The organism is Vibrio sp. A37 (genome assembly GCF_059777565.1).
Genome location: NZ_JBLNLI010000003.1, coordinates 228,459 through 252,418, shown reverse-complemented (window position 1 = coordinate 252,418; position 23,960 = coordinate 228,459). Strand labels below are relative to the sequence as shown.

General features: G+C 42.1%; 15 protein-coding genes and 1 tRNA gene. 10 read left to right on the top strand and 6 right to left on the bottom strand.

All coding sequences use genetic code 11. The features are described from left to right. Positions 1-220: 220 nt before the first annotated feature. Together rne and ACM2FC_RS07215 are read left to right on the top strand one after the other, a co-directional pair. Positions 221-3,178, top strand: a complete 2,958-nt coding sequence (rne, locus tag ACM2FC_RS07220) for a ribonuclease E (protein WP_498480220.1) — start codon at positions 221-223, stop codon at positions 3,176-3,178. Between the two features lie 377 nt (positions 3,179-3,555). Then, on the top strand, positions 3,556-5,115 hold the full coding sequence (locus tag ACM2FC_RS07215; protein ID WP_498480219.1) for a SulP family inorganic anion transporter: 1,560 nt from the start codon (positions 3,556-3,558) through the stop codon (positions 5,113-5,115). Positions 5,116-5,373: 258 nt separating this feature from the next. Here ACM2FC_RS07215 and adhE read toward each other — a convergent pair whose 3' ends face one another. Then, a complete protein-coding gene (gene adhE, locus ACM2FC_RS07210; RefSeq protein ID WP_498480218.1) occupies positions 5,374-8,091 on the bottom strand; it encodes a bifunctional acetaldehyde-CoA/alcohol dehydrogenase in 2,718 nt (905 codons plus the stop codon). 634 nt (positions 8,092-8,725) lie between these two features. Between adhE and ACM2FC_RS07205 the strand changes: the two genes are divergently transcribed. The 3 genes from ACM2FC_RS07205 to ACM2FC_RS07195 all read left to right on the top strand — a co-directional run bounded on the left by ACM2FC_RS07205 (position 8,726) and on the right by ACM2FC_RS07195 (position 13,446). Further along, complete coding sequence (locus ACM2FC_RS07205; RefSeq protein ID WP_498480217.1) at positions 8,726-11,929, top strand: ATP-binding protein; 3,204 nt, start codon at positions 8,726-8,728, stop codon at positions 11,927-11,929. Between the two features lie 14 nt (positions 11,930-11,943). After that, complete coding sequence (locus ACM2FC_RS07200) at positions 11,944-12,669, top strand: response regulator (protein ID WP_498480216.1); 726 nt, start codon at positions 11,944-11,946, stop codon at positions 12,667-12,669. 138 nt (positions 12,670-12,807) lie between these two features. Further along, a complete protein-coding gene (locus ACM2FC_RS07195; protein ID WP_498480215.1) occupies positions 12,808-13,446 on the top strand; it encodes a YchE family NAAT transporter in 639 nt (212 codons plus the stop codon). An 81-nt stretch (positions 13,447-13,527) separates the two neighbouring features. Here ACM2FC_RS07195 and asd read toward each other — a convergent pair whose 3' ends face one another. Then, positions 13,528-14,640, bottom strand: a complete 1,113-nt coding sequence (gene asd, locus ACM2FC_RS07190) for an aspartate-semialdehyde dehydrogenase (protein WP_498480214.1) — start codon at positions 14,638-14,640, stop codon at positions 13,528-13,530. Between the two features lie 725 nt (positions 14,641-15,365). On the opposite strand from asd, the gene nhaC reads away from it, so the two are divergent. After that, positions 15,366-16,802, top strand: coding sequence for a Na+/H+ antiporter NhaC (nhaC, locus tag ACM2FC_RS07185; RefSeq protein WP_498480213.1), 1,437 nt, complete (start codon positions 15,366-15,368; stop codon positions 16,800-16,802). 111 nt (positions 16,803-16,913) lie between these two features. On the opposite strand, the gene ACM2FC_RS07180 is transcribed toward nhaC, so the two are convergent. Continuing rightward, positions 16,914-18,197, bottom strand: a complete 1,284-nt coding sequence (locus ACM2FC_RS07180) for an Hpt domain-containing protein (protein WP_498480212.1) — start codon at positions 18,195-18,197, stop codon at positions 16,914-16,916. A gap of 201 nt (positions 18,198-18,398) precedes the next feature. Further along, positions 18,399-19,400 carry a nucleoid-associated protein YejK gene (gene yejK, locus ACM2FC_RS07175; protein WP_498480211.1) on the bottom strand — a complete coding sequence of 334 codons (1,002 nt, stop codon included), beginning with the start codon at positions 19,398-19,400 and terminating at the stop codon, positions 18,399-18,401. 85 nt (positions 19,401-19,485) lie between these two features. On the opposite strand from yejK, the gene ACM2FC_RS07170 reads away from it, so the two are divergent. The 3 genes from ACM2FC_RS07170 to ACM2FC_RS07160 all read left to right on the top strand — a co-directional run bounded on the left by ACM2FC_RS07170 (position 19,486) and on the right by ACM2FC_RS07160 (position 21,789). Continuing rightward, on the top strand, positions 19,486-19,710 hold the full coding sequence (locus ACM2FC_RS07170; RefSeq protein WP_498480210.1) for a YejL family protein: 225 nt from the start codon (positions 19,486-19,488) through the stop codon (positions 19,708-19,710). Positions 19,711-19,735: 25 nt separating this feature from the next. Continuing rightward, complete coding sequence (locus ACM2FC_RS07165) at positions 19,736-21,529, top strand: DUF3413 domain-containing protein (protein WP_498480209.1); 1,794 nt, start codon at positions 19,736-19,738, stop codon at positions 21,527-21,529. Positions 21,530-21,698: 169 nt separating this feature from the next. Continuing rightward, positions 21,699-21,789 (top strand) — tRNA-Ser (locus tag ACM2FC_RS07160). 63 nt (positions 21,790-21,852) lie between these two features. On the opposite strand, the gene ACM2FC_RS07155 is transcribed toward ACM2FC_RS07160, so the two are convergent. Both ACM2FC_RS07155 and ACM2FC_RS07150 read right to left on the bottom strand, forming a co-directional pair. Then, positions 21,853-22,317, bottom strand: coding sequence for a GNAT family N-acetyltransferase (locus ACM2FC_RS07155; RefSeq protein ID WP_498480208.1), 465 nt, complete (start codon positions 22,315-22,317; stop codon positions 21,853-21,855). Positions 22,318-22,353: 36 nt separating this feature from the next. After that, on the bottom strand, positions 22,354-22,779 hold the full coding sequence (locus ACM2FC_RS07150; protein WP_498480207.1) for a GFA family protein: 426 nt from the start codon (positions 22,777-22,779) through the stop codon (positions 22,354-22,356). Positions 22,780-23,072: 293 nt separating this feature from the next. Here ACM2FC_RS07150 and ACM2FC_RS07145 point away from each other — a divergent pair, with 293 nt between their 5' ends. Beyond that, positions 23,073-23,849, top strand: coding sequence for an SDR family NAD(P)-dependent oxidoreductase (locus tag ACM2FC_RS07145; protein ID WP_498480206.1), 777 nt, complete (start codon positions 23,073-23,075; stop codon positions 23,847-23,849). The last annotated feature ends 111 nt before the right edge of the window (positions 23,850-23,960 follow it).

The window sequence follows — 23,960 nt, the reverse complement described above, 5'->3', positions numbered from 1 at the left end:
AGCTTACTTGCTGACTTCTACTCGCCATCTTATATGTTGAGTATTATCCGCACTATTTGCGGCTTACAAGCACATTTGTTTGTGAGACTGAAGTGCCCTTAGAGCATCCCTTCCCAGCCGCGAGGCTGCATTGCTATAGCCATGGGATCCGGCACCATACAAGATGAAAAAGTGGGCAAGATAATAATTACGACAACGAAAAAATTGTACGAGAATTTTAATGAAAAGAATGTTGATTAACGCAACTCAAAAAGAAGAGTTGCGTGTTGCCTTGGTCGATGGCCAAAAGTTATTTGATCTTGATATTGAAAGCCCAGGACACGAATCTAAAAAGGCAAATATATACAAAGGACGTATTACCCGTATTGAACCAAGCCTTGAAGCTGCATTTGTCGATTATGGCGCTGAAAGACACGGTTTCCTTCCTTTAAAAGAGGTTGCTCGCGAATACTTCCCTGAGGGGTACACATACCAAGGCCGTCCTAGCATTAAAGAAGTGTTAGAAGAAGGCCAAGAAGTCATTGTACAAGTAGAGAAAGAAGAGCGTGGCAGTAAAGGGGCCGCGTTAACGACTTTTATCTCTCTTGCCGGTAGCTATCTGGTATTGATGCCAAACAACCCTCGAGCTGGCGGAATTTCTCGCCGAATCGAAGGTGAAGAGCGAACTCAACTCAAAGCCGCATTAAGCACTTTAGAGTTACCTCAAGGCATGGGACTGATTGTTCGCACTGCTGGTGTTGGTAAAAGTGCTGAAGAGCTTGAGTGGGATTTAAATGTTCTTCTCAATCACTGGGGAGCGATTAAGCAAGCTTCTGATTCTAACCCTGCTCCATTTTTGATTCACCAAGAAAGTAACGTAATTGTTCGTGCTATTCGTGACTACTTGCGCCGTGATATTGGTGAAATACTGATTGATAGCAACACAATTTATGAGCGTGCACTTGCTCACATCCGTTTAGTTCGTCCTGATTTTGTTAACCGTGTTAAGAAATATCAAGGTGACGTTCCGCTATTTAGTCATTATCAAATCGAAAGCCAAATCGAATCTGCTTTCCAACGCGAAGTTCGTCTGCCTTCTGGTGGCTCGATTGTTATCGATCCAACTGAAGCATTGACTTCAATCGATATCAACTCTGCTCGAGCAACCAAAGGCGGAGACATCGAAGAAACCGCTCTAAACACCAACTTAGAAGCGGCAGAAGAAATTGCTCGTCAATTGCGTTTACGTGACCTTGGTGGGTTGGTTGTTATCGACTTCATCGATATGACGCCAGTTAGACACCAGCGCGAGGTGGAAAATCGCCTACGTGATTCAGTTCGACTAGACAGAGCTCGCGTTCAAATCGGCCGCATTTCTCGCTTCGGCTTGCTTGAAATGTCTCGTCAGCGTTTGAGCCCTTCTCTTGCAGAAGCAAGCCACCATATTTGCCCTCGTTGTAGCGGCACAGGTGTCGTTCGTGATAACGAATCACTCGCACTTTCTGTTCTACGTCTTATCGAAGAAGAAGCACTTAAAGACAATACTTCTCAGGTATTGGCTATCGTCCCTGTTCCAATCGCTTCTTACCTACTCAACGAAAAGCGTCGTTCAGTTAATCATATTGAAAAGAACCAAGAAGTTAAGATCACCATCGTTCCTAACTCGGATATGGAAACGCCTCATTTTGAAGTTATTCGTGTCAGAGACGGAGAAGAGCAAGACCTGCTTTCTTATCTAGTTCCTAAGAAGCTAGAAGCAATGAAGGAAGCAGAAAGCAAAGAAGTTGGTGAAACTGAAGTTAAAGCGAAAAAACTTGAAGAACCGGCACTGAAAGGTTTTGCAGCCCCAGCTCAAAAAGCTCCGAAACCAAGCTCCCCAGCCGACACTACAAAGAAAGCAGAACAAGAGCAAAGTAAACCCGGACTTATTAGCCGATTCTTTAAAGCTCTTGGCCGTGCGTTATTTGGTTCGGAGCCTGAAGCGGCTAAAGAAGCGCCTAAACCACAAGAATCTGGCAAACAAGCTAAGAACACTAACCAAAAACGTCGTAACAATCGTAACGACCAGCGCAGACGCAATACCACCCCAGATTCAAATCGCGATAAAGATCGTCGTAACAAACGGGATGGGCAAGAAAATACTGCTAACAAAGAGGCTAAGCCGCAAAATCGCAAGCAGCAGAATCGCCGTAACAAGCGCGATGATGTAAAACAAAATAAACTGGCTGAAGAAGGTCAACAATTAGCCGCAGATGCACGTACAAATAAGGTTGATAAAGCACCTGAAGAGAAAGCAGCGAAAGTTAAAGAAAAGCGTCAACGACGCAAGCTGAATAAGCAAGTTCGTGTTAAAGATCAGCAGGCTGCGAACAACAATGCTGCCCAGGTTGATAAAATTGAAGCAGCTAAACAACCTGAAGTGACGGTAGAAACAGCCAATATCGAGCCAGCGAATAACCAAGTCGAAGCTGTTGAGGTTAAAAAAGAAGAGCCGAAACAACGCCGTAGTCGCCGTTCACCTCGCCACTTGAGAGCAAATGGCCAGCGTAGACGTCGCGGCCGTGACAGACGTCCGAACCCATTCCGCTTACGCAAAGGTGGTGTTGCTTCTCCTGAAATGGCGATGGGTAAAGTAATGCCTCGCTACGACCTAGCAAAAACCAATAAACAAGATGTGGCAGCTCAAAACGAAAAAGTCCTTCAAGTTAAACCTCTGTTAAGCGGCGTAGCTTGTCCGGAAATGGCCATGGGTAAAGTTATTGTTACTCGCCCACAAGAGCAAAACGTTAAACAAGAGCAGCCAACCCAACCTGTTGCTGCAGAGCCTTTAGTAAAAGTGGAAGTAAGCGAAGTACCTGCTGTAGAGCCAACTGAAGTAATACAAGAAGCAGTTGTTCCAACCTCAGTAAATAGTGTTGAAGCAAGCACTGAAAAGCAGGTTGAGTCAGTAGAAACTGTAGCAGTAGAGGTAGTGGCTGAAGCTAAGATCGAATTAGAAGAATCTCAGATTCTCGTTCCAAAGGCACTACAGTCTCACGCTTCATCGCCTATGGCAAAAGCGCCCGGCCCACAAGAATTGAAAGAAATTCAAGTGAACGCAGCACCTTTTAGAACGGAAAGATACGTAGCAAAAGGAGCCGGTAGCCAAGTCGCAAGGAACCAAGCAGGCTCTGAAATGGCGAAGCCACAAAGCTTTTAAGTTTCATATTAAAAGTTAGCTTAAGAAGGTCACTAACCAGGTGGCCTTCTCGTCTATTCTAGGCCAGCAAAAGCTAAGTATTTCATCTATCCCAAAGAAAATATTCATAGCCTAAATAGTTAAACTACCAGTTCATTATTGAAGTTGGTCACAGTTTTGGGTAGGATTTGCTCACCCAAACCCTATATCAAGCCACTTACACTTTGTCATATTCACCTATAATTTGGCTGATATAGTTTGAAAACACTCATATTACGTCCAGACAATTGAAGTTGTAGATATTAGCGAGAAGATAAGCTTTGCAATCAAGTAAGCTTACCCTTTGTATATCTATTGCAACTCAAAAGGATATCTAACAGGAATAAGACGCACATAACATGTTTGATTTTTCACAACTTTCTAAGCAGTCGCTTAAGAATGACGTTCTTTCGGGACTAACTGTTGCACTGGCACTTGTGCCAGAAGCTGTGGCATTTGCGTTCGTTGCCGGAGTCGACCCAATGGTGGGGCTATACGCAGCCTTTATTGTAGGCCTAGTCACATCTTTATTCGGTGGCCGCCCTGGAATGATTTCAGGGGCAACTGGCTCAATGGCCGTTGTGATGGTTTCCCTAGTCGCAGGGCACGGTATTCAGTATTTGTTTGTCACGATACTGTTGGCGGGTATTTTACAAATCACAGCAGGCGTATTTAAACTGGGCAAGTTTATTCGCATGGTGCCTTACCCTGTCATGATAGGTTTCGTAAACGGCTTAGCAATTGTCATTTTTCTTGCGCAGCTAGGTCAGTTCAAAGCCCCTGACTTATCGGGCATGTTAACTTGGCTTCCGCAAGATCAGATGATGATTATGTTGGGCCTCGTTGTACTCACCATGGCAATCATTTTCTTTTTGCCGAAATTGACGACGGCTGTACCATCTTCACTTGCCGCCATCATTATCGTAACCCTACTCGTCCACTTCTTCGGATTAGATACACGTACAGTCGTTGACTTCCTGAGAACAATGACTCACAACCCTAACGCTACATTGGCAGGAGATTTGCCAACTTTCTCTATTCCTTCAGTACCAATGACCTTAGATACATTGAAAGTGATAGTACCGTATGCAATTATCCTCGCCGCTATCGGTCTTATTGAATCTTTGCTAACTCTGACGGTAATCGATGAAATTACCAATACTCGTGGTAAATCTAACAAAGAATGTATTGGTCAAGGCCTCGCTAACGTAACGTGCTCTTTCTTTGGTGCAATGGGTGGCTGCGCGATGATCGGACAATCAATGATAAACGTAAACTCTGGCGGCCGTGGTCGGTTATCTGGACTTGTTGCAGCTATTGCTCTGCTGAGCTTTATTTTGTTTACTTCATCTTTAATCGAAATGATCCCGTTAGCTGCTCTTGTTGGTGTCATGTTCATGGTTGTGATCGGCACCTTCGAGTGGGCAACATTTAAGTTTGCTCGCAGAGTACCTAAAAAAGACTTCTTTGTTATTGTTCTTGTTACCGTCGTTACTGTAATAACCGACCTAGCAATGGCTGTCGCTGTAGGGGTGATTGTTTCGGCGCTTATGTTTGCTTGGGACCACGCAAAACATATTTATGCTTCGAGCAAAATCAATGAAGAGGGTTCGAAAGAGTATCACATCAACGGCCCGATATTCTTTGGTTCGTCTGCTAACTTCTTAGACCTTTTTGATGCAGTCAACGATCCTCAAGATGTTATTGTCGATTTCGCTAATTCGCGCGTCGCGGACCACTCTGCAATTGATGCTATCGAAACCATCGCAGAGCGCTATAGTGCTCAAGGTAAAACCCTTCACCTAAGACACTTAAGCCAAGACTGCAGAGCCTTGTTACACAAAGCCGGTAGCCTTGTTGAAATTAACGTCAAAGAAGATCCTAGTTATAAAGTTGCCACGGATGTTCTTGCTGGGTAATTGAAAAGCAATATCTATAGATGGTAAAGAAAATGCCGCCGATCAGGCGGTATTTTTATGCCTAGCAATCTAGCTTTAGTAAAAGCATGGATTCTACCAAGCAAAATAACCACAGAGTAGAGCCAACATTGCGTATCAATCCTCTAGAAAAACTATCACCTAATAACCTTTAGCAATGATTTTGATGCTATTTGTCATACATAAAAAAAGCCCTTACGATGTAAGGGCTTGAAGTATTTTTTCTTTAACTAACTAAGATTAAGCTTCTGCTTTCTCTTTCTTAGCTTTAGTAGAAGCTTTTGCTTTCGTTTTCGCAGCTGGCTTCTGGTCATCTTTTTTAACGATAACTGAAGTGCCTTCGAAAGTTTCACCTTCAACGTATGCCTTACCGTAGTAAGAATCTGTTAGAACCTCTTTCAGCTCAGAGATTAGAGGGTAACGAGGGTTCGCACCAGTACATTGGTCATCGAATGCATCAACAGATAGAGTATCTAGTTGAGCAAGGAAGTCCGCTTCATTAACACCAGCTTCTTTGATAGATAGAGGGATATCTAGCTCACGCTTCATCTCTTCTAACCAAGCAAGTAGACGCTCAATTTTCTGAGCTGTACGGTCACCAGCCTGAGATAGACCTAGGTGATCTGCAACTTCAGCATAGCGACGACGTGCTTGTGGACGGTCGTATTGAGAGAACGCAGTTTGCTTAGTTGGGTTGTCGTTCGCGTTGTAACGAACCACGTTAGAAATTAGTAGAGCGTTAGCTAGGCCGTGTGGCAAGTGGAACGCGTTACCAATTTTGTGAGCCATTGAGTGACAAACACCTAAGAAAGCGTTTGCAAATGCCATACCTGCAATAGTTGCCGCGTTATGAACTTTCTCACGAGCGATTGGGTCGTTTGCACCATTTTTGTAGCTTGATGGTAGGTATTCTTTAAGCATCTTAAGTGCTTGAAGAGCTTGACCATCTGAGTACTCGTTCGCAAGAACAGATACGTAAGCTTCTAGAGCGTGAGTGATTGCATCGTAACCACCGAATGCTGTTAGAGACTTAGGCATGTTCATCACTAGGTTAGCATCTACGATTGCCATTTGTGGTGTTAGTTCGTAGTCAGCTAGTGGGTACTTAGCACCAGTTTTATCATCTGTAACAACCGCAAAAGGTGTCACTTCAGAACCAGTACCAGAAGTCGTAGTGATACATACTAGATCCGCTTTCTCACCCATTTTAGGGAACTTGTAGATACGTTTACGGATATCCATAAAGCGCATTGCTAGCTCTTCAAAGTGAGTTTCTGGATGCTCATACATAACCCACATGATTTTCGCAGCATCCATTGGTGAACCGCCACCAAGAGCTAGAACAACATCTGGTTGGAAGCTCTTCATTGCTTCAGCACCTTTCTCTACAACAGATAGAGTTGGATCTGCTTCAACATCAAAGAAAGTTTGAACTTCCATGCCTTGCTCTTTTAGCAATCTTTCGATTTCATCAGCGTAGCCGTTGTTGAACAGGAAGCGGTCAGTTACTAGGAACGCACGTTTCTTACCTTCTAAGTCACCTAGAGCGATTGGAAGGCTACCACGACGGAAGTAGATTGACTTAGGTAGTTTGTGCCACAACATGTTTTCAGCTCGCTTCGCAACAGTTTTCTTATTGATTAAGTGCTTAGGACCAACGTTTTCAGAGATTGAGTTACCACCCCAAGAACCACAACCTAGAGTCAATGATGGCGCTACGTTGAAGTTGTAAAGGTCACCGATACCACCGTGAGTAGTCGGGATGTTGATTAGGATACGAGCTGTTTTAAGCTTGTCACCAAAGTAACGAATACGGTCAGCATTAACATCTTGGTTTGTGTATAGGCCTGAAGTATGACCGATACCACCAATTTCAACCATTTTCTCAGCTTGAGCAACCGCGTTCTCGAAAGAAGACGCACGGAACATACCAAGAGTTGGAGATAGTTTCTCGTGAGCAAACTCGTCATCATAAGAAACTTCACCGATACCTTCACCAACAAGGATCTTAGTATCTGCTGGTACTGATACGCCTGCCATTTCAGCAATCTTAGTTGCTGGTTGACCAACGATTTTAGCGTTTAGTGCACCATCGATAAGAAGTACTTTACGTACTTTGTCTGCGTCAGCTTTGTTTAGTACGTGAGCTTTGTGAGAAGCAAAACGCTCTTTCACTTCGTCATAGACTTCATCCATAACGATCACTGCTTGCTCAGAAGCACAAACAACACCGTTATCGAACGTTTTAGACATAAGAACAGAAGCTACCGCACGTTTGATGTCTGCAGTTTCATCGATAACTACTGGTACGTTACCTGCACCTACACCGATTGCTGGCTTACCAGAAGAGTATGCTGCTTTAACCATGCCTGGGCCACCAGTTGCAAGGATAAGTGCAATACCGTCGTGCTTCATTAGCGCGTTAGAAAGCTCAACTGAAGGCTCATCAATCCAACCGATGATGTCTTTTGGCGCACCTGCAGCTACTGCTGCATCAAGAACTAGTTTTGCTGCATCGTTAGTAGAATGTTTTGCACGTGGGTGTGGTGAGAAGATGATACCGTTACGTGTTTTAAGAGAGATTAGAGATTTGAAAATTGCAGTAGATGTTGGGTTAGTTGTTGGGACAATACCGCAGATAATGCCAACAGGCTCAGCGATTGTCATTGTACCCATGCTGTCGTTTTCGTCTAAAACACCACAAGTTTTTTCATCTTTATATTGGTTGTAGATGAACTCTGAAGCAAAGTGGTTTTTGATTACCTTATCTTCGACAATACCCATACCCGTTTCTTCCACAGCTTGTTGTGCTAGAGGAATACGAGCTTGGTTAGCTGCTAGAGAAGCTGCACGGAAGATTGCATCTACTTTTTCTTGAGAGAAGGTAGCGAACTCTTCTTGTGCTGCTTTGACGCGATTCACTAGTGCGTCTAATTCAGCTAAATTAGTTACAGGCATATTGTATCTCCTAAATTAATAAAACATTAAAAACTTTTTATTAAGCAAACTGCATATATTTAAAAACAGGAGTCTTAGTAAATTGCTTTCACCCTTCGGATTATATTGTTTCACGTTACAAAAAATATTGACTCAGATCAGGTGTGAAATATTCTTTCACTTATCTGTAATTTTTATCATCAACCTAATAAAAACGGGTACTTCACAGTTACATTACACATTATGCAAATTACATAAAATACTACAAAAAAACATCAAAGCCTGTACTTATAAAACAACACTCTTACGTAAGTTTTTTTCATGTACGCTGCATTTCACGTGCTGCAGAAACATTAAAGTTTAGCTGACAAACATTCTTTGATCTCGCTCAAATTTTGCAAATTAGTCACGACTAATTGAATCACGACTAAGCTTTGCTCCACCATCGTTTATCATTTTCTTTACCTAACACAAATAAAGCCTACACTTGTATATATATTGCATAACAACTATGCGCATATAATTAAATACAGCATCAAAATAATTATTATATTTAATATAAGGTTGGCTAAGTGTGTGGAACTCCATTAAATCTTACTTAGGGAGGTGTATTAATCTTCCTTCACAAATTCCCGAATCACTGTTTAGGAATAGTGTGTTAGACAGTGTCAGTGATGGCATTTTAATTTGCGACACAGCACCAGGCTCTAACTCTATCCTATACGCCAACCAATCGATCCAACAGTTTTTCGTTAAAGAGGGACTTGAGCTAGTAGGACAGAACGTATTCACGTTTTATCAATCTGTCTGCCCAGAGCATGAGTGTCAACAATTAGAACAAGCTCTTCTATCGACAAATTCAACCACTTTAACACTTTCCGTTAAAAATCAAGATAAGAGCAGATGGATTACACTTCGTATTGATCCGTTATTGAGTCAAGACAATAAGTCGATGTACTTTGTACTCACCCAGACAGATATTTCTGACGTGAAAGAAGCTCAACTTCAGCTCAAGGTAGCCAACGACAATCTACAGAAAGCCTTATCTGTTCAAGCGAATCAGATATCTGAACATGAATCTCAAATGCAAGCGATGTTCCAAAACGCTCTGGACAGCATGATTCTGATCGACAGCAATCAATGTATCGTAGATGCCAACGAACCAACTCTTGAGTTGTTTGGCTACGATATAGACACGCTAGCGAGTATCAGTCTAGATAAGCTTCTACTCAACCTAAATATGGATTCATTGAAAATTGATGACACTTCTTCATTGTCACACAAAGAATTCAAGCTAAATGGCCTAGCCGGGGTTCAAGCAAATACGAACACCATTCCTTTGATTGGGTATGTTCGTAGAGTCAGGTTAAATAACCAAAATTTTATCATTTTGATTCTTCGTGATTTGACGACTTACAGAATGACTGAGCAAGAGTTACAGAAAAGCCAAACTAAATTAGAAGAAACCGTTCGTCGATTTAACCTCGCCACGAAATCAGGTGGCATCGGGATTTGGAATTGGAATTTCTTAACTAATGACGTCGAATGGGACGAGAGAATGTATGAGATATACGACATATCGCCAGAGTCATGTGACCCTAACTACGATATGTGGAAACAGGCAGTTTTGCCTGAAGATATCGATGCCGCTGAAAAAGCTCTTTCTCATGCCAGAGAAACATTGACTCAGTTCAACTCTGAATTTCGTATCCAGCTTCCAATGGGTGAAATTCGTTGGATTAGAGCTGCTGCAGATATTATTTTCGATAAAGAATCCAACACTCCAGTAGGTATGGGTGGTATCAACATTGATATTACTAAAGAGAAAAACGCCCAAGATTTCTTGCGCCATGAAAGTGAAATAGCCCAAGCAGCCAATGAAGCCAAGTCGATGTTCCTAGCAAATATGAGTCATGAAATTCGCACTCCAATGAATGGTGTAGTGGGTATGCTAAGCCTGCTCAGCGAGAGTGACATGACTGGCGAACAACACAACATGGTAAGAACCATCAAGGACTCTGCCCTCACGCTTCTACATATCATTAACGACATACTCGACTTTTCAAAGATAGAGGCAGGTCAAATGTCACTGGAGAGTGTCCCTGTAGAGCTGCCTATGGTATTAGAAAGAACACTCGACGTGTTAGGCCTACAAGCAGATAAAAAAAGTATTGATTTATACACAACTTATGGCGCCAATCTACCAAAAGTTATAATGAGTGATAGTGTTCGCCTAAGCCAGATATTACTTAACATTGTTGGCAATGCCGTTAAGTTCACCGATGGTCACAATGGCACAAATGGCTTAGTCACCATGCACGCTAATTACAAACCCGACAGTCCTACGCCTCAAATTGAGATCATCATAAGTGACAATGGTATCGGTATGACCGACGAACAGATGTTAAAACTGTTTAACGCTTTTACTCAAGCCGATACAAGTACTACCCGACTTTTTGGAGGCACAGGGTTAGGGCTATCCATCACTAAAACTTTACTCGAGTTAATGGGTGGGGATATAGGTGTTCGCAGCGAATATGGTGTAGGTAGTACCTTCACTATCAATATTCCATTCATTGAGGTGGAAAATCAACCGTCAAACACTGATAGAGAAGACATGTTCGAGAACAAGCTGCTATTTGTGACCACAGATAAAAGTTTGATTGAAGCCTGCAAAAAATCCATCAAAGGATATGAGTGCGAGGCTACCTTTGTATCCTCATTCAGTCGAGCCAGATATGTCCTTGAGTACGCAGAAAATAATTACCAACCTTATAACATAATTTTGCTAGGCCCAGATATTGCTCCACAAAAAGTCGACGGAGAGTTAAACGAGTTGAAGGACGCCCTATCTAGTGAATACAAATTAATTAACATGACTCACAGTAAGAATTCACAAGAGTCAGATACCTGCGATGGCATTTATCACTATAACTGCAAACCATTCAAGCCTAGCGAACTTATTGACAACATTGCCATTGTCAATGGAAAACGCTCACCAGAAATTTTAGAGCACCCTAACGAACAGATTGATCAAGCTCCTGCTGGCAGCGAAATGGGGCTGATTCTTGTTGTTGATGATCAACCCACTAACCGTGACGTATTAAAGAGACAATTAAATTTCCTCGGGTTTGAATGTGAAATGGCAATACACGGCCAGGATGCCCTAAAGCAGTGGCATGCTAAGCACTTTGATCTCATACTTACTGACTGCCACATGCCAGTTATGGACGGGTATGAGCTGGCACTGAATATAAGGAATTCTGAGCATCAAGATAAGTCTTTGGGCCACACCCCTATTATTGCAATCACTGCTAACGCGTTAGCTGATGCGTCTGATCAATGTTTATCTTCAGGTATGGATGATTACCTAGCAAAACCGGTCGAGCTCAAAACTTTAGGAAATTGTGTTAAAAAATGGCTACATCTTTCACCAAGGCCGGAAAAAAACTCTGAAACAGCACCCTACTCACCATCAGACAATACGTCCCAAACTGTTGCAAAAATCGAAGCCGACTCTCCTATCTGCATGAAGTCATTAGAAGATATATTAGGGACTTCAGAGGATGACATTGTGTTCCCTCTTCTTCAAGGCTACTGGGAGTCAGTGATCAGCGATGTTGAAGAAATTGATCGCGCCTTTGAGCAAGAAGACGAATTGAAGCTTCAGCAACTCGCTCATGCTGCAAAAGGCGCTGCCCGCTCTGCAGGCGCTCAAACGATAGCGTCAACGTTTGAAATATTACAAAATACGGCCTTGGATAAAGACTGGACTCACCTAGAGCAAACCATTGCAAGTGGCAAAACAGAATTAAATAAGTTGAAATCTTACCTACAGCAGAACTCAATCATTGAATAAAGGGATTTAGGACAATGAGTAAATTCGATCCAACCAAATTCACCATCATGGTCGTTGAGGATCATGCATTTTCACGCAAAGCTTTTATTAGCATGCTAATGAGAAGTGGATATGAAAATGTCCTATCTGCTGAAAATGGCGCTGATGCGATTGAGAAGCTCAGTTGCCATCCAGTTGATTTGGTCATTACTGATATTAATATGCCGGAAGTGAACGGCTTAGAGCTAATCAAAGCAATAAGACTTGGACAAACGGGTGGAGACATTCACACCCATATCATTGCGGTTACCTGTCTTTCTGATGCCGCAACCGTTTCAGCGTGTATGACGTTAGAAATAGACTCTTTCCTCGTCAAACCTATTACGGTAAAAAATGCGCAAGAAAAAATTAAGCTTGCAGTGTCTCAGCCTAGAGTCCTGTATCAGCAACATTTGTACGACAACGTAAATACAAAAATTCACCTAGCTGAAGGCCAACCAAAAGAGACAGAAAAAGCCTTAAACAAAGGCAGAATGACAGAAGCTCACAGCGAGTACTTCACACCAAATAGCGTTTCAGATTTGGAAAAAGGCATGACTCTCGTCGATGACTTATGCATGATTAACGGTGGGTGCCTGTTAAAAGCAGGAACAACAATTAACGAAAAATTGCTTCATAGACTTTACGAACTAAGCAGCATCATAGAAATGGGGCATGTGAAAGTCAGAGTCAGCCAAAACAAAGTGGTTAATGATGGCTAGGCTCTCTGATTTTTTAATTACTTTTTATTCTCGTACTGGTATCAAAACTATCATACAATACCGCTCCTAGTATTGGTTTTTGAAATATCTAATTAGTCCGATTCTACTTAGATAGATAGTTTTGTTGAGCCTAAAATCATGTCACCAGTCGAAACCGCTATTTTCCTTCAATTTTTCCTTGGGCTAGTCGCTGCAGTTAACCCTATTGGTGTTATGCCTGTCTTTGTTTCCCTGACAACTCACATGTCCGAGACAGAAAAGAATAAAACTGCTTTGACTGCCAACTTAGCGGTAGCTATTATCCTTGTGGTATCGCTGCTCGGTGGTCAAATGCTACTGGATATGTTCAGTATTTCATTAGATTCATTCCGAGTTGCCGGTGGACTACTGCTATTGAGTATCGCGTTTTCAATGATGAGCGGAAAGCTTGGTGAAGATAAACAAAATAAGCAAGAAAAGTCGGAGTACGCCAGCAAAGAACAAATTGGGGTCGTTCCTCTCGCGATGCCTCTAATGGCTGGACCTGGTGCAATTAGTTCAACGATAGTTTATGGCTCAAAGTATCCAACTACGCTTGATACATTCGGCATAATACTAACAATCAGCGTATTTTGTTTCTGTACTTGGCTATTATTTCGATCGGCACCTTATATTGTAAAATTGTGTGGGCAGACAGGTATAAACGTGATTACAAGGATAATGGGGTTAATACTGGGCGCACTTGGCATCCAATTTATCGTAGAAGGCTTGAAGCACCTTCTTCCCGGTTTAGCCTAAACTCTTTTAGCCTCAGGCCGAGCAATTTAATTCTATGGCTATTTTAAAGCTAGGCAAATACTGCCTAGCTTAGCCAGCGAGTTACTTCTCAGACAAAATAATCTTAAGTGTGCGTCTCAGCGGCTCTGCGGCGCCCCACAGCAACTGGTCACCTACTGTAAACGCGTTTAAGAAATCTTCTCCCATTGCCATTTTACGCAAACGTCCGACTGGAATCGACATAGTACCTGTGACTGCTGCAGGGGAAAGCTCCATCGCTGTAACATCACGTTCATTTGGAACGACTTTGACCCAATCGTTATGTGTTGAAATCATTTCTTCAACTTCGTCCATTGGAACATTTTTCTTAAGTTTTATCGTTAATGCTTGAGCGTGGCAACGCATCGCGCCAATTCTCACGCAAGTGCCATCGATTGGAATAGGAGAACCCTGAGTACCAAGAATTTTATTCGCCTCAACACCTGCTTTCCATTCTTCTTTGCTCTGCCCATTGTCACGTTTAACATCAATCCAAGGAATAAGAGAGCCTGCTAATGGAACACCAAATTGATCTTTTGGGAATCTAGACGAACGCAAAGTATTTGCGACTGTTTTATCAATTTCAAGAATCGATGACGAAGGATCAGCTAATTGAGTGCTAACACTATCGTTAATGACCCCCATCTGAGTGATGAGCTCACGCATATTTTGTGCACCAGCGCCAGACGCAGCTTGGTAAGTCATTGCGCTTACCCATTCAACCAAGCCTTTTTCGTATAGCCCCCCCAAAGCCATTAGCATCAGGCTGACCGTACAGTTACCTCCAACAAACGTGTTTACACCACTGTGGATTCCCTGCTGGATTTGAGTAAGGTTTACAGGGTCTAAAGTAATAATGGAGTTTGAGTCCATTCTGAGTGTTGATGCCGCATCAATCCAATAGCCTTTCCAACCACTTTGGCGCAATTTCGGATAGATCTTTTCCGTATAGCTACCGCCTTGACAGGTAATAACCGCGTCGAGTTTACTTAAGCTTTCGATATCAAACGCATCTTGAAGTAATCCGGCATCCTTTCCAAAATTTGGGGCTGAAATGCCAACTTGAGACGTACTGTAGAAAACAGGCTCTATTAGATCGAAATCCTTCTCTTCTACCATGCGCTTCATTAAAACCGAGCCAACCATACCACGCCAGCCAATCAGACCCACTCTCATTTTTAACACTCCATAATCATCTCAAACACTATCATTTAGCCAAGACATTCCAAACTAAGTCCCGCTGTACCGCCATATTTGATTTTTTAACAAGAAACTTCAAGAAATAATTTCTTCATATTGAAAAGTATTTATCAATTTTTGTGGGCTCAATCAATCTGACCGATATTCTCGATAGATTTATCGGTTAAAGGATATGACTATTGAAACCTAAGCTTGGGATAAGAATGCCTATAACACCCTTCTATTCATAGGCTTAGGCTCATCGAAATATCAGTGCCGAGATTTCGGATGAATAACTCTGTAAAGCCATAGATGACGGTTTTTGTTACTTTGAGTTTATATAAAGCAGAGGAAACATAACACCAATAGCCTGAGTTTACGCCAAGCTAAGGAGATTAACTTCAATACCCTTTCCACTCCCTTTTGAGGCAATATATGCCTAGCGCAATCATTAATAGAATAAATTCAAAGACACGCATAACAATTCACAAACGCCACAACTTAACACAAACACAAACACAACAATTCAAGTCTATTTTTTAACAAAAACTATAAATACACCATGTGGGTTTTATTTTTCATTATTATCAATATATTACATTTATTAAAATTACAATTACTCACATTTATATCGATATCTCATTCTGATTAATGTAGAGTGCTTGGCGCATTTTTAGGAGGAAAACGTTTTCTTCGCTCATAAATTGGACAAGAGGTTTTTTATGAAGCAAGCTAGCCCACGGCTACCAAGCCTAGTTCAGGTTATTATTTCTTTAGGGTTGTTCCTGCTGATGGCATTCTCTTTTACTGCCAAACTCGATTTACCTATTCAGCTCGCACTCTATATTGGTTGGTTTATTGTTATATCCTTAGGCATCTGGCTCGGTCACAGTTACAAAGAGCTGGAAAGATCCGCTCTCAATGGCATCGCTAATGGACTTGGAGCAGTACTTATTCTACTGGCTGTCGGAGCGTTAGTTGGCACTTGGATAGTCGGCGGGATTGTTCCAACGATTATTTACTATGGGCTAAAAGCGATACACCCTTCTATCTTCCTTCTCGCGACAATGCTCATCTGTTCAATGACCTCCCTCGCGACTGGTACTTCTTGGGGATCGGCTGGAACCGCAGGAATTGCTATGATGGGCATAGGCCAAGGGCTGGGAGTCCCCGCTCCTATCACTGCTGGAGCCGTTTTATCTGGATGCTATTTTGGTGACAAAATGTCCCCACTATCAGATTCTGTAATACTTGCGTCTTCTATGTCAGGCGTAGAAGTCGTAGAACATATTCGAGGAATGCTACCTATAGCGTCCATAAGCTACATTATTACAGGATTAATGTTCACGGCTTTCGGCCTCCACTATAGCGGACACCTAAATATTTCCCATGTCCAGACTGTCATGGACACCATGCAAGCTCAATTTAAGATTACGCCGTTATCCTTCATTCCAGTTATCGCGGTACTTAGCCTGCTAGCGATGCGTATGCCTGCTTTTCCAGTGATCAGCTTTGGCGCATTACTTGGTATGGTTTGGGCCGTTATTTTCCAACATAGTGACTTTTTAGTGGCCTTCCATGCCGCTTGGGAACCACACGCAATAGACACTGGCGTAAAGTTTATTGACGCCATATTAAATCGTGGGGGAATGTACTCTATGCTAGGCTCTGTCGCGGTAATTGTTTTCGGGCTAGGCTTTGGGGGATTGTTGGAAAAGGTAGGCGTTCTAGACACGATAGCGAAGCTGTTCGAACACAAAGTTCAGTCAAGTGGTTCACTCGCAACAAGTACCATAGGTACAGCATTTCTCGGTAATGTTTTTGGTTCAGCCATGTATGTGTCTCTAATACTGACTCCAAAAATTTGTGCAAAAAATTATGACAGGTTGGGTTACCAACGTAAAAACCTGTCACGTAATGCTGAGTTTGGAGGTACTTTAACCTCAGGCATGGTGCCTTGGAGTGACAACGGTATCTATATGGCAAGTATTTTAGGTGTGGCGACACTTTCATATGCGCCGTATATGTGGCTAAGCTTTGTATGTATTATCGTCACTATTTTTTGTTCTTACATGGGTTGGTTCGTTGACAAATGCCATCCACAGCATAGAGCACACAAAACAGAAAAACCGGATACATCAATAATGCCAGAGCAGTAAACAACCTAATTCTCATTGCGGCGTCGAACGTTATAAATGTAGCCATTCAAAGTGAACGCCTATTTGCGACCTAGACGGTGCAAATAGGCTAAATATTCATGTGACCATCATTCAAGCCTTTTCTAGATAATCTTTCGCAGCATTTATTGCTTTTTCCAACTCAACACTTAATTGTTGTAACATTTGGCTATCGACTGGGTGACTGTCTTTTAGCGCCTTTTCGATTATATTCGCGGCTTCTCTTAAACTATCGGCACCGATATTGGCCGACACTCCTTTAAGACTATGTGCCTTTCTTAAGGCTTTTTCCGAATCCGTGTTCAGCACCGATTCCAGTATTTCAACATCACGTTCATGGTCTTGTATGAAAACGTTCAGAAGCAATGCAACAGATTCTTCGTCACCCCCTAGTGAATCTGACAGCTTTTCGAAATTGATGATGTCTGACTGAGGTTCTGACACGGACTCGCTCACTAGCGTATTTATCGGCTGAGATTCTCTAGGCTCATCTTTCATTGCTTGCAATGCAACAGGGGCGTACTCAGGAACAGCAAGGCTCGCCTGAGCAGAAGTTGCCTGCACCTCAACAGGCTCAACCAACTCATCCCCTGTGGCTGGAAAGGCGTCTACTCTTTTTTTATCTCTGGAAATAGAGAGGATAAAAATACACAAACCGCTAAATGAGACGAGAATAATTAGGTAAACATCGAGGAAGTGATGGTATTGTCCCTCTAGGGTGGAAATTTGCTCATGAATAGAATTATTGAGCAGCTTTTCCACAAGATAGTTACTTTGGGCATACCCTCCCAACACTGTTGAAATTTGACCCAACACTTGCTGAAGCTCCTTGCTTTGCTCCGTGGGCAAGTTTTGCGAAAGCAAAAAGACCTTATCAAGCGCTCGATAAATAGCAGGACTACCACTAGAGTCACTATACAAAGCCTCTAAAACATACGCACTCAATTGGAAATAAACCGCTTCTAGCTTTTCTTGGCTCACGTATTTTTCACGTGTAGCACTTAGGTTATTCACTAAAGTTGCGATATCCGTTTCTGCTCTAACGTAACTGCGGATATGCTCAATATATTTATCTATGGTGTATAAAGTCTGATTAAAGTCAGGATTAAAAATTCCGCTGGATAACTCCGATTCTAACTTGACTCGCTGGATATAGATTTTCTGGATTATACTACTGACTTTATCGAGGTGCTTAGCTCGAAAAGGTGCGTCATACGCTAGAATACCTTGAAGTTCTTCAACATTTTTAGTCATTTTTTCAAGCGTATGCATTGAAGTTACATTCGCGCGATAGTTAATCGAAATAACGATAACAACAAGAGCCCATATGATGGCTACAATCCATGTCCAACGTATCTTCTGATATCCCTTTCCCATTGATACTCCACCTCAAAAGGTAAATTGCTATCCATTTGTTATGCTAGCCGAAGGGCTTTCACATGAATCTTAAAACTTTGAATTTGATAACTTTAAACAATACTACTGTTTCAATAATATACTGTATTCATCATATTCCCAAGTGACCTAGCTAGCCCGCTGAAAAGAAAAAAGAGTGCAAATCGCACTCTTTCTAAGTTGTCACATATTCCGTGTAAGTTGGTCGCGCAAATTTGGCGGTGTCCCTTTAATTGTAAGAGTGTCTGTTTCCGGATCGTAAAAAACGCGTTCACCAAGTAAAAGGCTATCAAACGTCAAATTAACTCCACCACCAGCCCCTACGTATTTGGTCAATTTTCTTACTGTCGTTCTATCAACCGGAAAGCTCTCTTCCAACTCATAACCTTGCTTCTCTGTGTAATCGATAAACTGAGTACCATCCGAACTCGGCGGAAGCTCTTGGGATAACTCTTTGACTATCACTTCTTCGCCTGATTTCACCTGCTCGTTGCAGTATTCAAAGACTTGTTTCTTAAACGTGTCTTTTTCATTTTTCTCCAATTTGGAGTCCGCACAGAAATCATCGACGGCTTGCATTAGAACTTGGTTTTGCTGCTTGGTATCTAAACCGACTTCAGCCTGTAGAAAATCCAAGAAGAAGTCGGCTACTTTACGCCCTACTCTACCTTTTATATAAGACAAATAACGATTCGACTCACGATCAGTTTCATAACTCGAAAGGTCAATTCGTGCTGCAATATCCATTTTCGAGATATCAAGGTATTCAGTTGAGCTAATATCAAGCTTTTCCGTCACCTTGAGACTAGCATGAGATTGCAAAACGCCAATAAATAGATAATCGGTCGCCAACGACTGATAGCTCGCTAATACTAACGTCCCTTCATCTGCAAAAGGGTATTTTGCCAGCTCTTCCTTCAGTCTATCTGCGCAAGACTGTGAAAATTCGTAAAAGTTTAGGTCACCAGAGCGTAAATCGTTGAGCTGAGTTTGAAATTCACTGTCGTCTTTAAAAGTGCCAAAGCCCTTTCCCGCCTTGGAATTAAAGACACGATGCAACTCAGCTACCAAGTTTTCACTCGAATTATTGTGTTCTAAAACATTAGGTCTATAGTTAACTATCAGATCTTCCTGATCATTTTTTATTAACTGGTGTAGAATGACATTAGATAGAGAAAGACTCATTGTAAATTTATCGTCGTACTTAGTTTTAGTTGTATGGCATAGTAGGTTATCATAGGCCGCTTTGACTATCATCTTTAGAGATATTATGCCGATAACATCCAAATACAGTGACAAACAAGTAGAAAATATACTAACTGAAGTAGCTGCGGTGCTGGAAAAATATGAAGCAACACCAGATCTTACGTTAATGATTGCGGGCAATATAGCAACCAACGTATTAAATCAGAACGTGTCTGTTGCACAACGTAAAGAACTCGCAGAAAAATTTTCACAAGCATTACTGTCTTCTCTGGACCTTACTACACATTAATTAGAACCGGGTATTAGAACTACGCATGGTTGATAGCGGAAACACATACGGAGAACGAGTTTCACGTTTGGTTGGTTGGGGGCATTGGTTTGCCTTTTTCAACATCATAGCTGCAATGCTAATTGGCACGCGGTATATAGTGCATTCTCCTTGGCCTGAGACACTATTAGGCCAATTCTATTTAGCAGTCTCATGGATCGGACACTTTAGCTTCTTAGTTTTCGCTCTCTATCTGCTTATTCTATTTCCCCTAACCTTCTTAATACCTTCACGCAAGCTTTTCCGGCTTGTTGCGGTATGCTTTTCCACGGTTGGACTTACGCTGTTACTGATTGATACTCAGGCTTACCAGATTATCAATCTGCACTTAAACCGCATTGTTTGGGAAGTGTTATTTAGTGATAGCAATAGTGCCATAAGCACAGATCTGCAGCATTTATTTATTGTTATGCCGCTAATTTTCTTGCTTGAATTGGGGCTATCAGAGTGGGTTTGGCGAAAGCAACGCAAGCTTAGCCACAAACGAGTTGGACGACCAATCGCTGCACTTTTATTTGTTTGCTTTATCACTAGTCACCTCATTTATGTTTGGTCTGACGCTTATTTCTACAATCCAGTTACTACTCAAAAATCCAACTTCCCGTTGTCGTACCCAATGACAGCGAAATCGTTTATGGAAAAGCATGGATTACTCGATAGAGCCGACTACTTAAAACGTAAGTCTGAGAATGAAGGCAAACTGCACCTAGTAGATTATCCACTTGAACCACTGAAGTTCGATCGTCGTGCGAACCACCTCAATGTCTTGGTCATTAGCGTTGATAACCTTAGGGCTGATGCGCTCACCAAAGACAAGATGCCCAATGCGTATCAATACGCACAGAACAATTTAGACTTCACCAACCACTACAGTTCAAGTAATGACATGTACGGCATGTTTGGCTTGTTTTACGGCTTGCCGAGCAGCTACGCTAGCAGTATCGAAGCCCAAGGCACATCGCCTGTCATGCTCACTGCTATGAAAAATCAAGGCTACCAATTTGGCCTCTTTAGCGGTGATAATTTTGAGGACGACTTATTTGCAGACACCATTTTCCATGGTTTAAAACTGACAAAAATCGACTTCAACGAAAAAAGTTCGACCGATAGCCAAACCATTAATAAATGGACACAGTGGGCGAAAACAGCCAAAGCACCGTGGTTTAGCTTTATTGAACTAACCACCGTTGGCAACTTTTCAAACTACACTGGCGATAAAAAGCTGTCTTATCCTAAGCTAGTTGAAGGCTACGACAAAGCCGTTCACGTGGCGGATAACGAGCTTGAGCAAGTGCTCAGCCAAGTAAAAAAATTAAATCTAAGTAAGGATACCGTTGTTGTTATCACCTCCAACCACGGTATGGAACTCAACGATACCAACACGAATAGTTGGGGCTCAAACTCCAACTACAGCCGCTATCAGCTGCAAGTACCAATGATTATTCACTGGCCGGGAATGCTACCTGCTAAATTTACTCATCGCTCGAGTCATTTGGATTTTTCAGTCACTATTTTGCAGGAACTACTTGGTGTGTCATCAAACCCATTCTACTACAGTAGCGGACGCAGTTTATTTAATGAAAGCAAAAGGAAGTGGGTACTCGCTGGTGATTCAAAAGAGCTAGCGCTCATCACACCAGACAAAACAGCCGTTATCGACAGGTTTGGCAACTACAAGCTGTATGATAAGAACTACAAGCGACTAGACGACAACCCGCCTTTACCAGTTCTTATGCAAGGTCTCACTGAGCTGCAACGGTTTTACACTAAGAATAATTAGCACTATATTTCACTAATTAAGGAAGCCTGTGGCTTCCTTAATTGTTATTGTTCTGGATATTAATTCGCCCAAAAACAACTTTTTATCTTTAATTGTCTATTAGTTAGACAAACAACTTGCTCAGCTCTTTACAAGCTAAAACAACCCTTATAGAATGCGCCTCAACAACGGAGAGATGGCTGAGTGGTTGAAAGCACCGGTCTTGAAAACCGGCATACGTTAATAGCGTATCTAGGGTTCAAATCCCTATCTCTCCGCCACATTTTAAAGCCTCTGAGAAATCAGAGGCTTTTTTGGTTTTGCTTACTTGTAAATAATCTCATTCAAAGCCATTTTCTCATTGGAACACAATCTAGCTGAATGCCCTTTGGTGAGTGATAAATCGATATTTCGTCGCCTTGATAGCCATGAGCTCGATAGAAGCCTGCGGCGTTAAGCGTTGATTGTAGCGATACACAAGAAAGGTTTTGCTTTATTGCAATAGACTCAAGGTGCTGCAACATCATTTTTGCGGCCCCTTTCCCCATAAACTGTGGCAGGACAAAAATCGCATCTATAAAGCCCGTCATGCTATTTATCATACCTGAGCCAATAATTGTTCCCTCACTCTCGGAGATATAAAACGAACGTTCGACGGCCTGAGCAAATTTTTCCGTGATACTGCCACTTGTCCAAACATTAACTTGATGAGCCGAATAAAAGTCAGCGCACTGGCTGCGAATCGATTGAATACGCAATTCAAATAACGTTGCAGCATCTTGCTTTGTTGCTTTTCTAATTTGTATCATTTACCTCTAAGCCTTCCTTGAAACACACGCAACGCTCTAGCTTTCTTCACTAAACTCTGGCGGCAAAATATCGAACCTAGGCACACCTTCAGGAAAAACAGCCCAATTAGATGCATGAGACGCATAAATACACATATTCGGAGTGAGCTCGTTGCTTCCATGTATCGCCGTCGCAGCAACAGAATAGAACCCCGCCACTTCAACATCAATCGCTAAAGTTGTACTGCATTTCTTACAGTACTTTTGATGCATCATTTTTCCTGAGTCCCCTAGCCTGCTGTAAGTTTCAGGCCTTCCTTTAGTAAACTTGAACGTATCGACTGGAACCCAGACACCAAACCACTTATCGGAATTCGTTAACTTTTGACACGAATGGCAATAACAAAATGCCGTATTAATAGGATCACCAGTAAACTCAAACATAACTTCACCACAAGAACATTGACCTATAGTAGTGCTCATCGCATTCCCTCCGTTATACCCATTCCAGCAACTATTCAATCATTCTTGCTGGTCACCAAAACAGCATCGCTGCCTACAAGCAAAAGTTCAACTACTTAATTCCGACATATACCCAAGTAACCTTAAGGTGCAGAGTATAACTATGTTTTGTTGTTTGTATTAGATCACAAATCTGGTTACAGATAGAGTAATTTGTCTAACTTAAATACAACTTTCTCAATTTTTGCTTGAACAAGATAAGTAATATTGTATTATTTATTTTGTTCACAGCATTGCGAGATAGGTAGCATATTATGTTTAACGATTTAAAAGGTAAGCGCATTTTAATTACCGGTTCAACAGCAGGAATGGGATTGGCCACAGCACGAGTTTTTGCTTCTTATGGTGCAAAAATTGGTATTAATAGCCACGAAGCAGGTCCTGCTGCAGATGCTGCATTAACTGAACTGACGGCTTTGGGTGGTGATGCTGCTTTCTTCAAAGCAAATCTTATGGAAACTTCCGACTGCGAAAAACTAGTAAGAGAGTTTACTGAGCATTTCGGTGGCATGGACGTGCTCATCAATAATGCTGGTGGCCTTGGTGGTCGTCAAAACTTAGAGAGTATCGACGACGCATTTTATGATCGAGTAATGGATCTCAATGCGCGTTCGGCACTCATGATGACTAAATATTCTATCCCGCATCTTCGTACATCAGCTGCTGAGTCTGGCGAAACTTCATGTGTAATCAGTACAGGCTCCATCGCAGCACGTGAAGGTGGCGGTATCGGTGCCGGCGTTTACGCAGCATCAAAAGCTTGGTTACATGATATCCATCGTAACTGGGTAAAAGAGTTTACGAAAGACAATATCCGATTCAACATTGTGTCTCCAGGCACCATCGACACTGCGTTCCATAGCGATAAATCTGATGAACTCAAGTCAGCCATCGCAAACAGCATTCCAATGGGACGCTTTGGCAAAATTGAAGAAGTGGCACCGACCTTTGCTTTCTTCGCGTCTCATGCTTGCAGTGGCTATATCACAGGGCAAGTATTAGACGTTAACGGTGGCCAAATGGCACCGTAAAGGTTCTTTTTACCTACACCTAGTCAACAACATCTTTGGTCTCATGACTGACCGGCATCCGAAAAGATGCCGGCTTTTTTATATCTGCTCGCTCAACAAAGTCATTTAGAA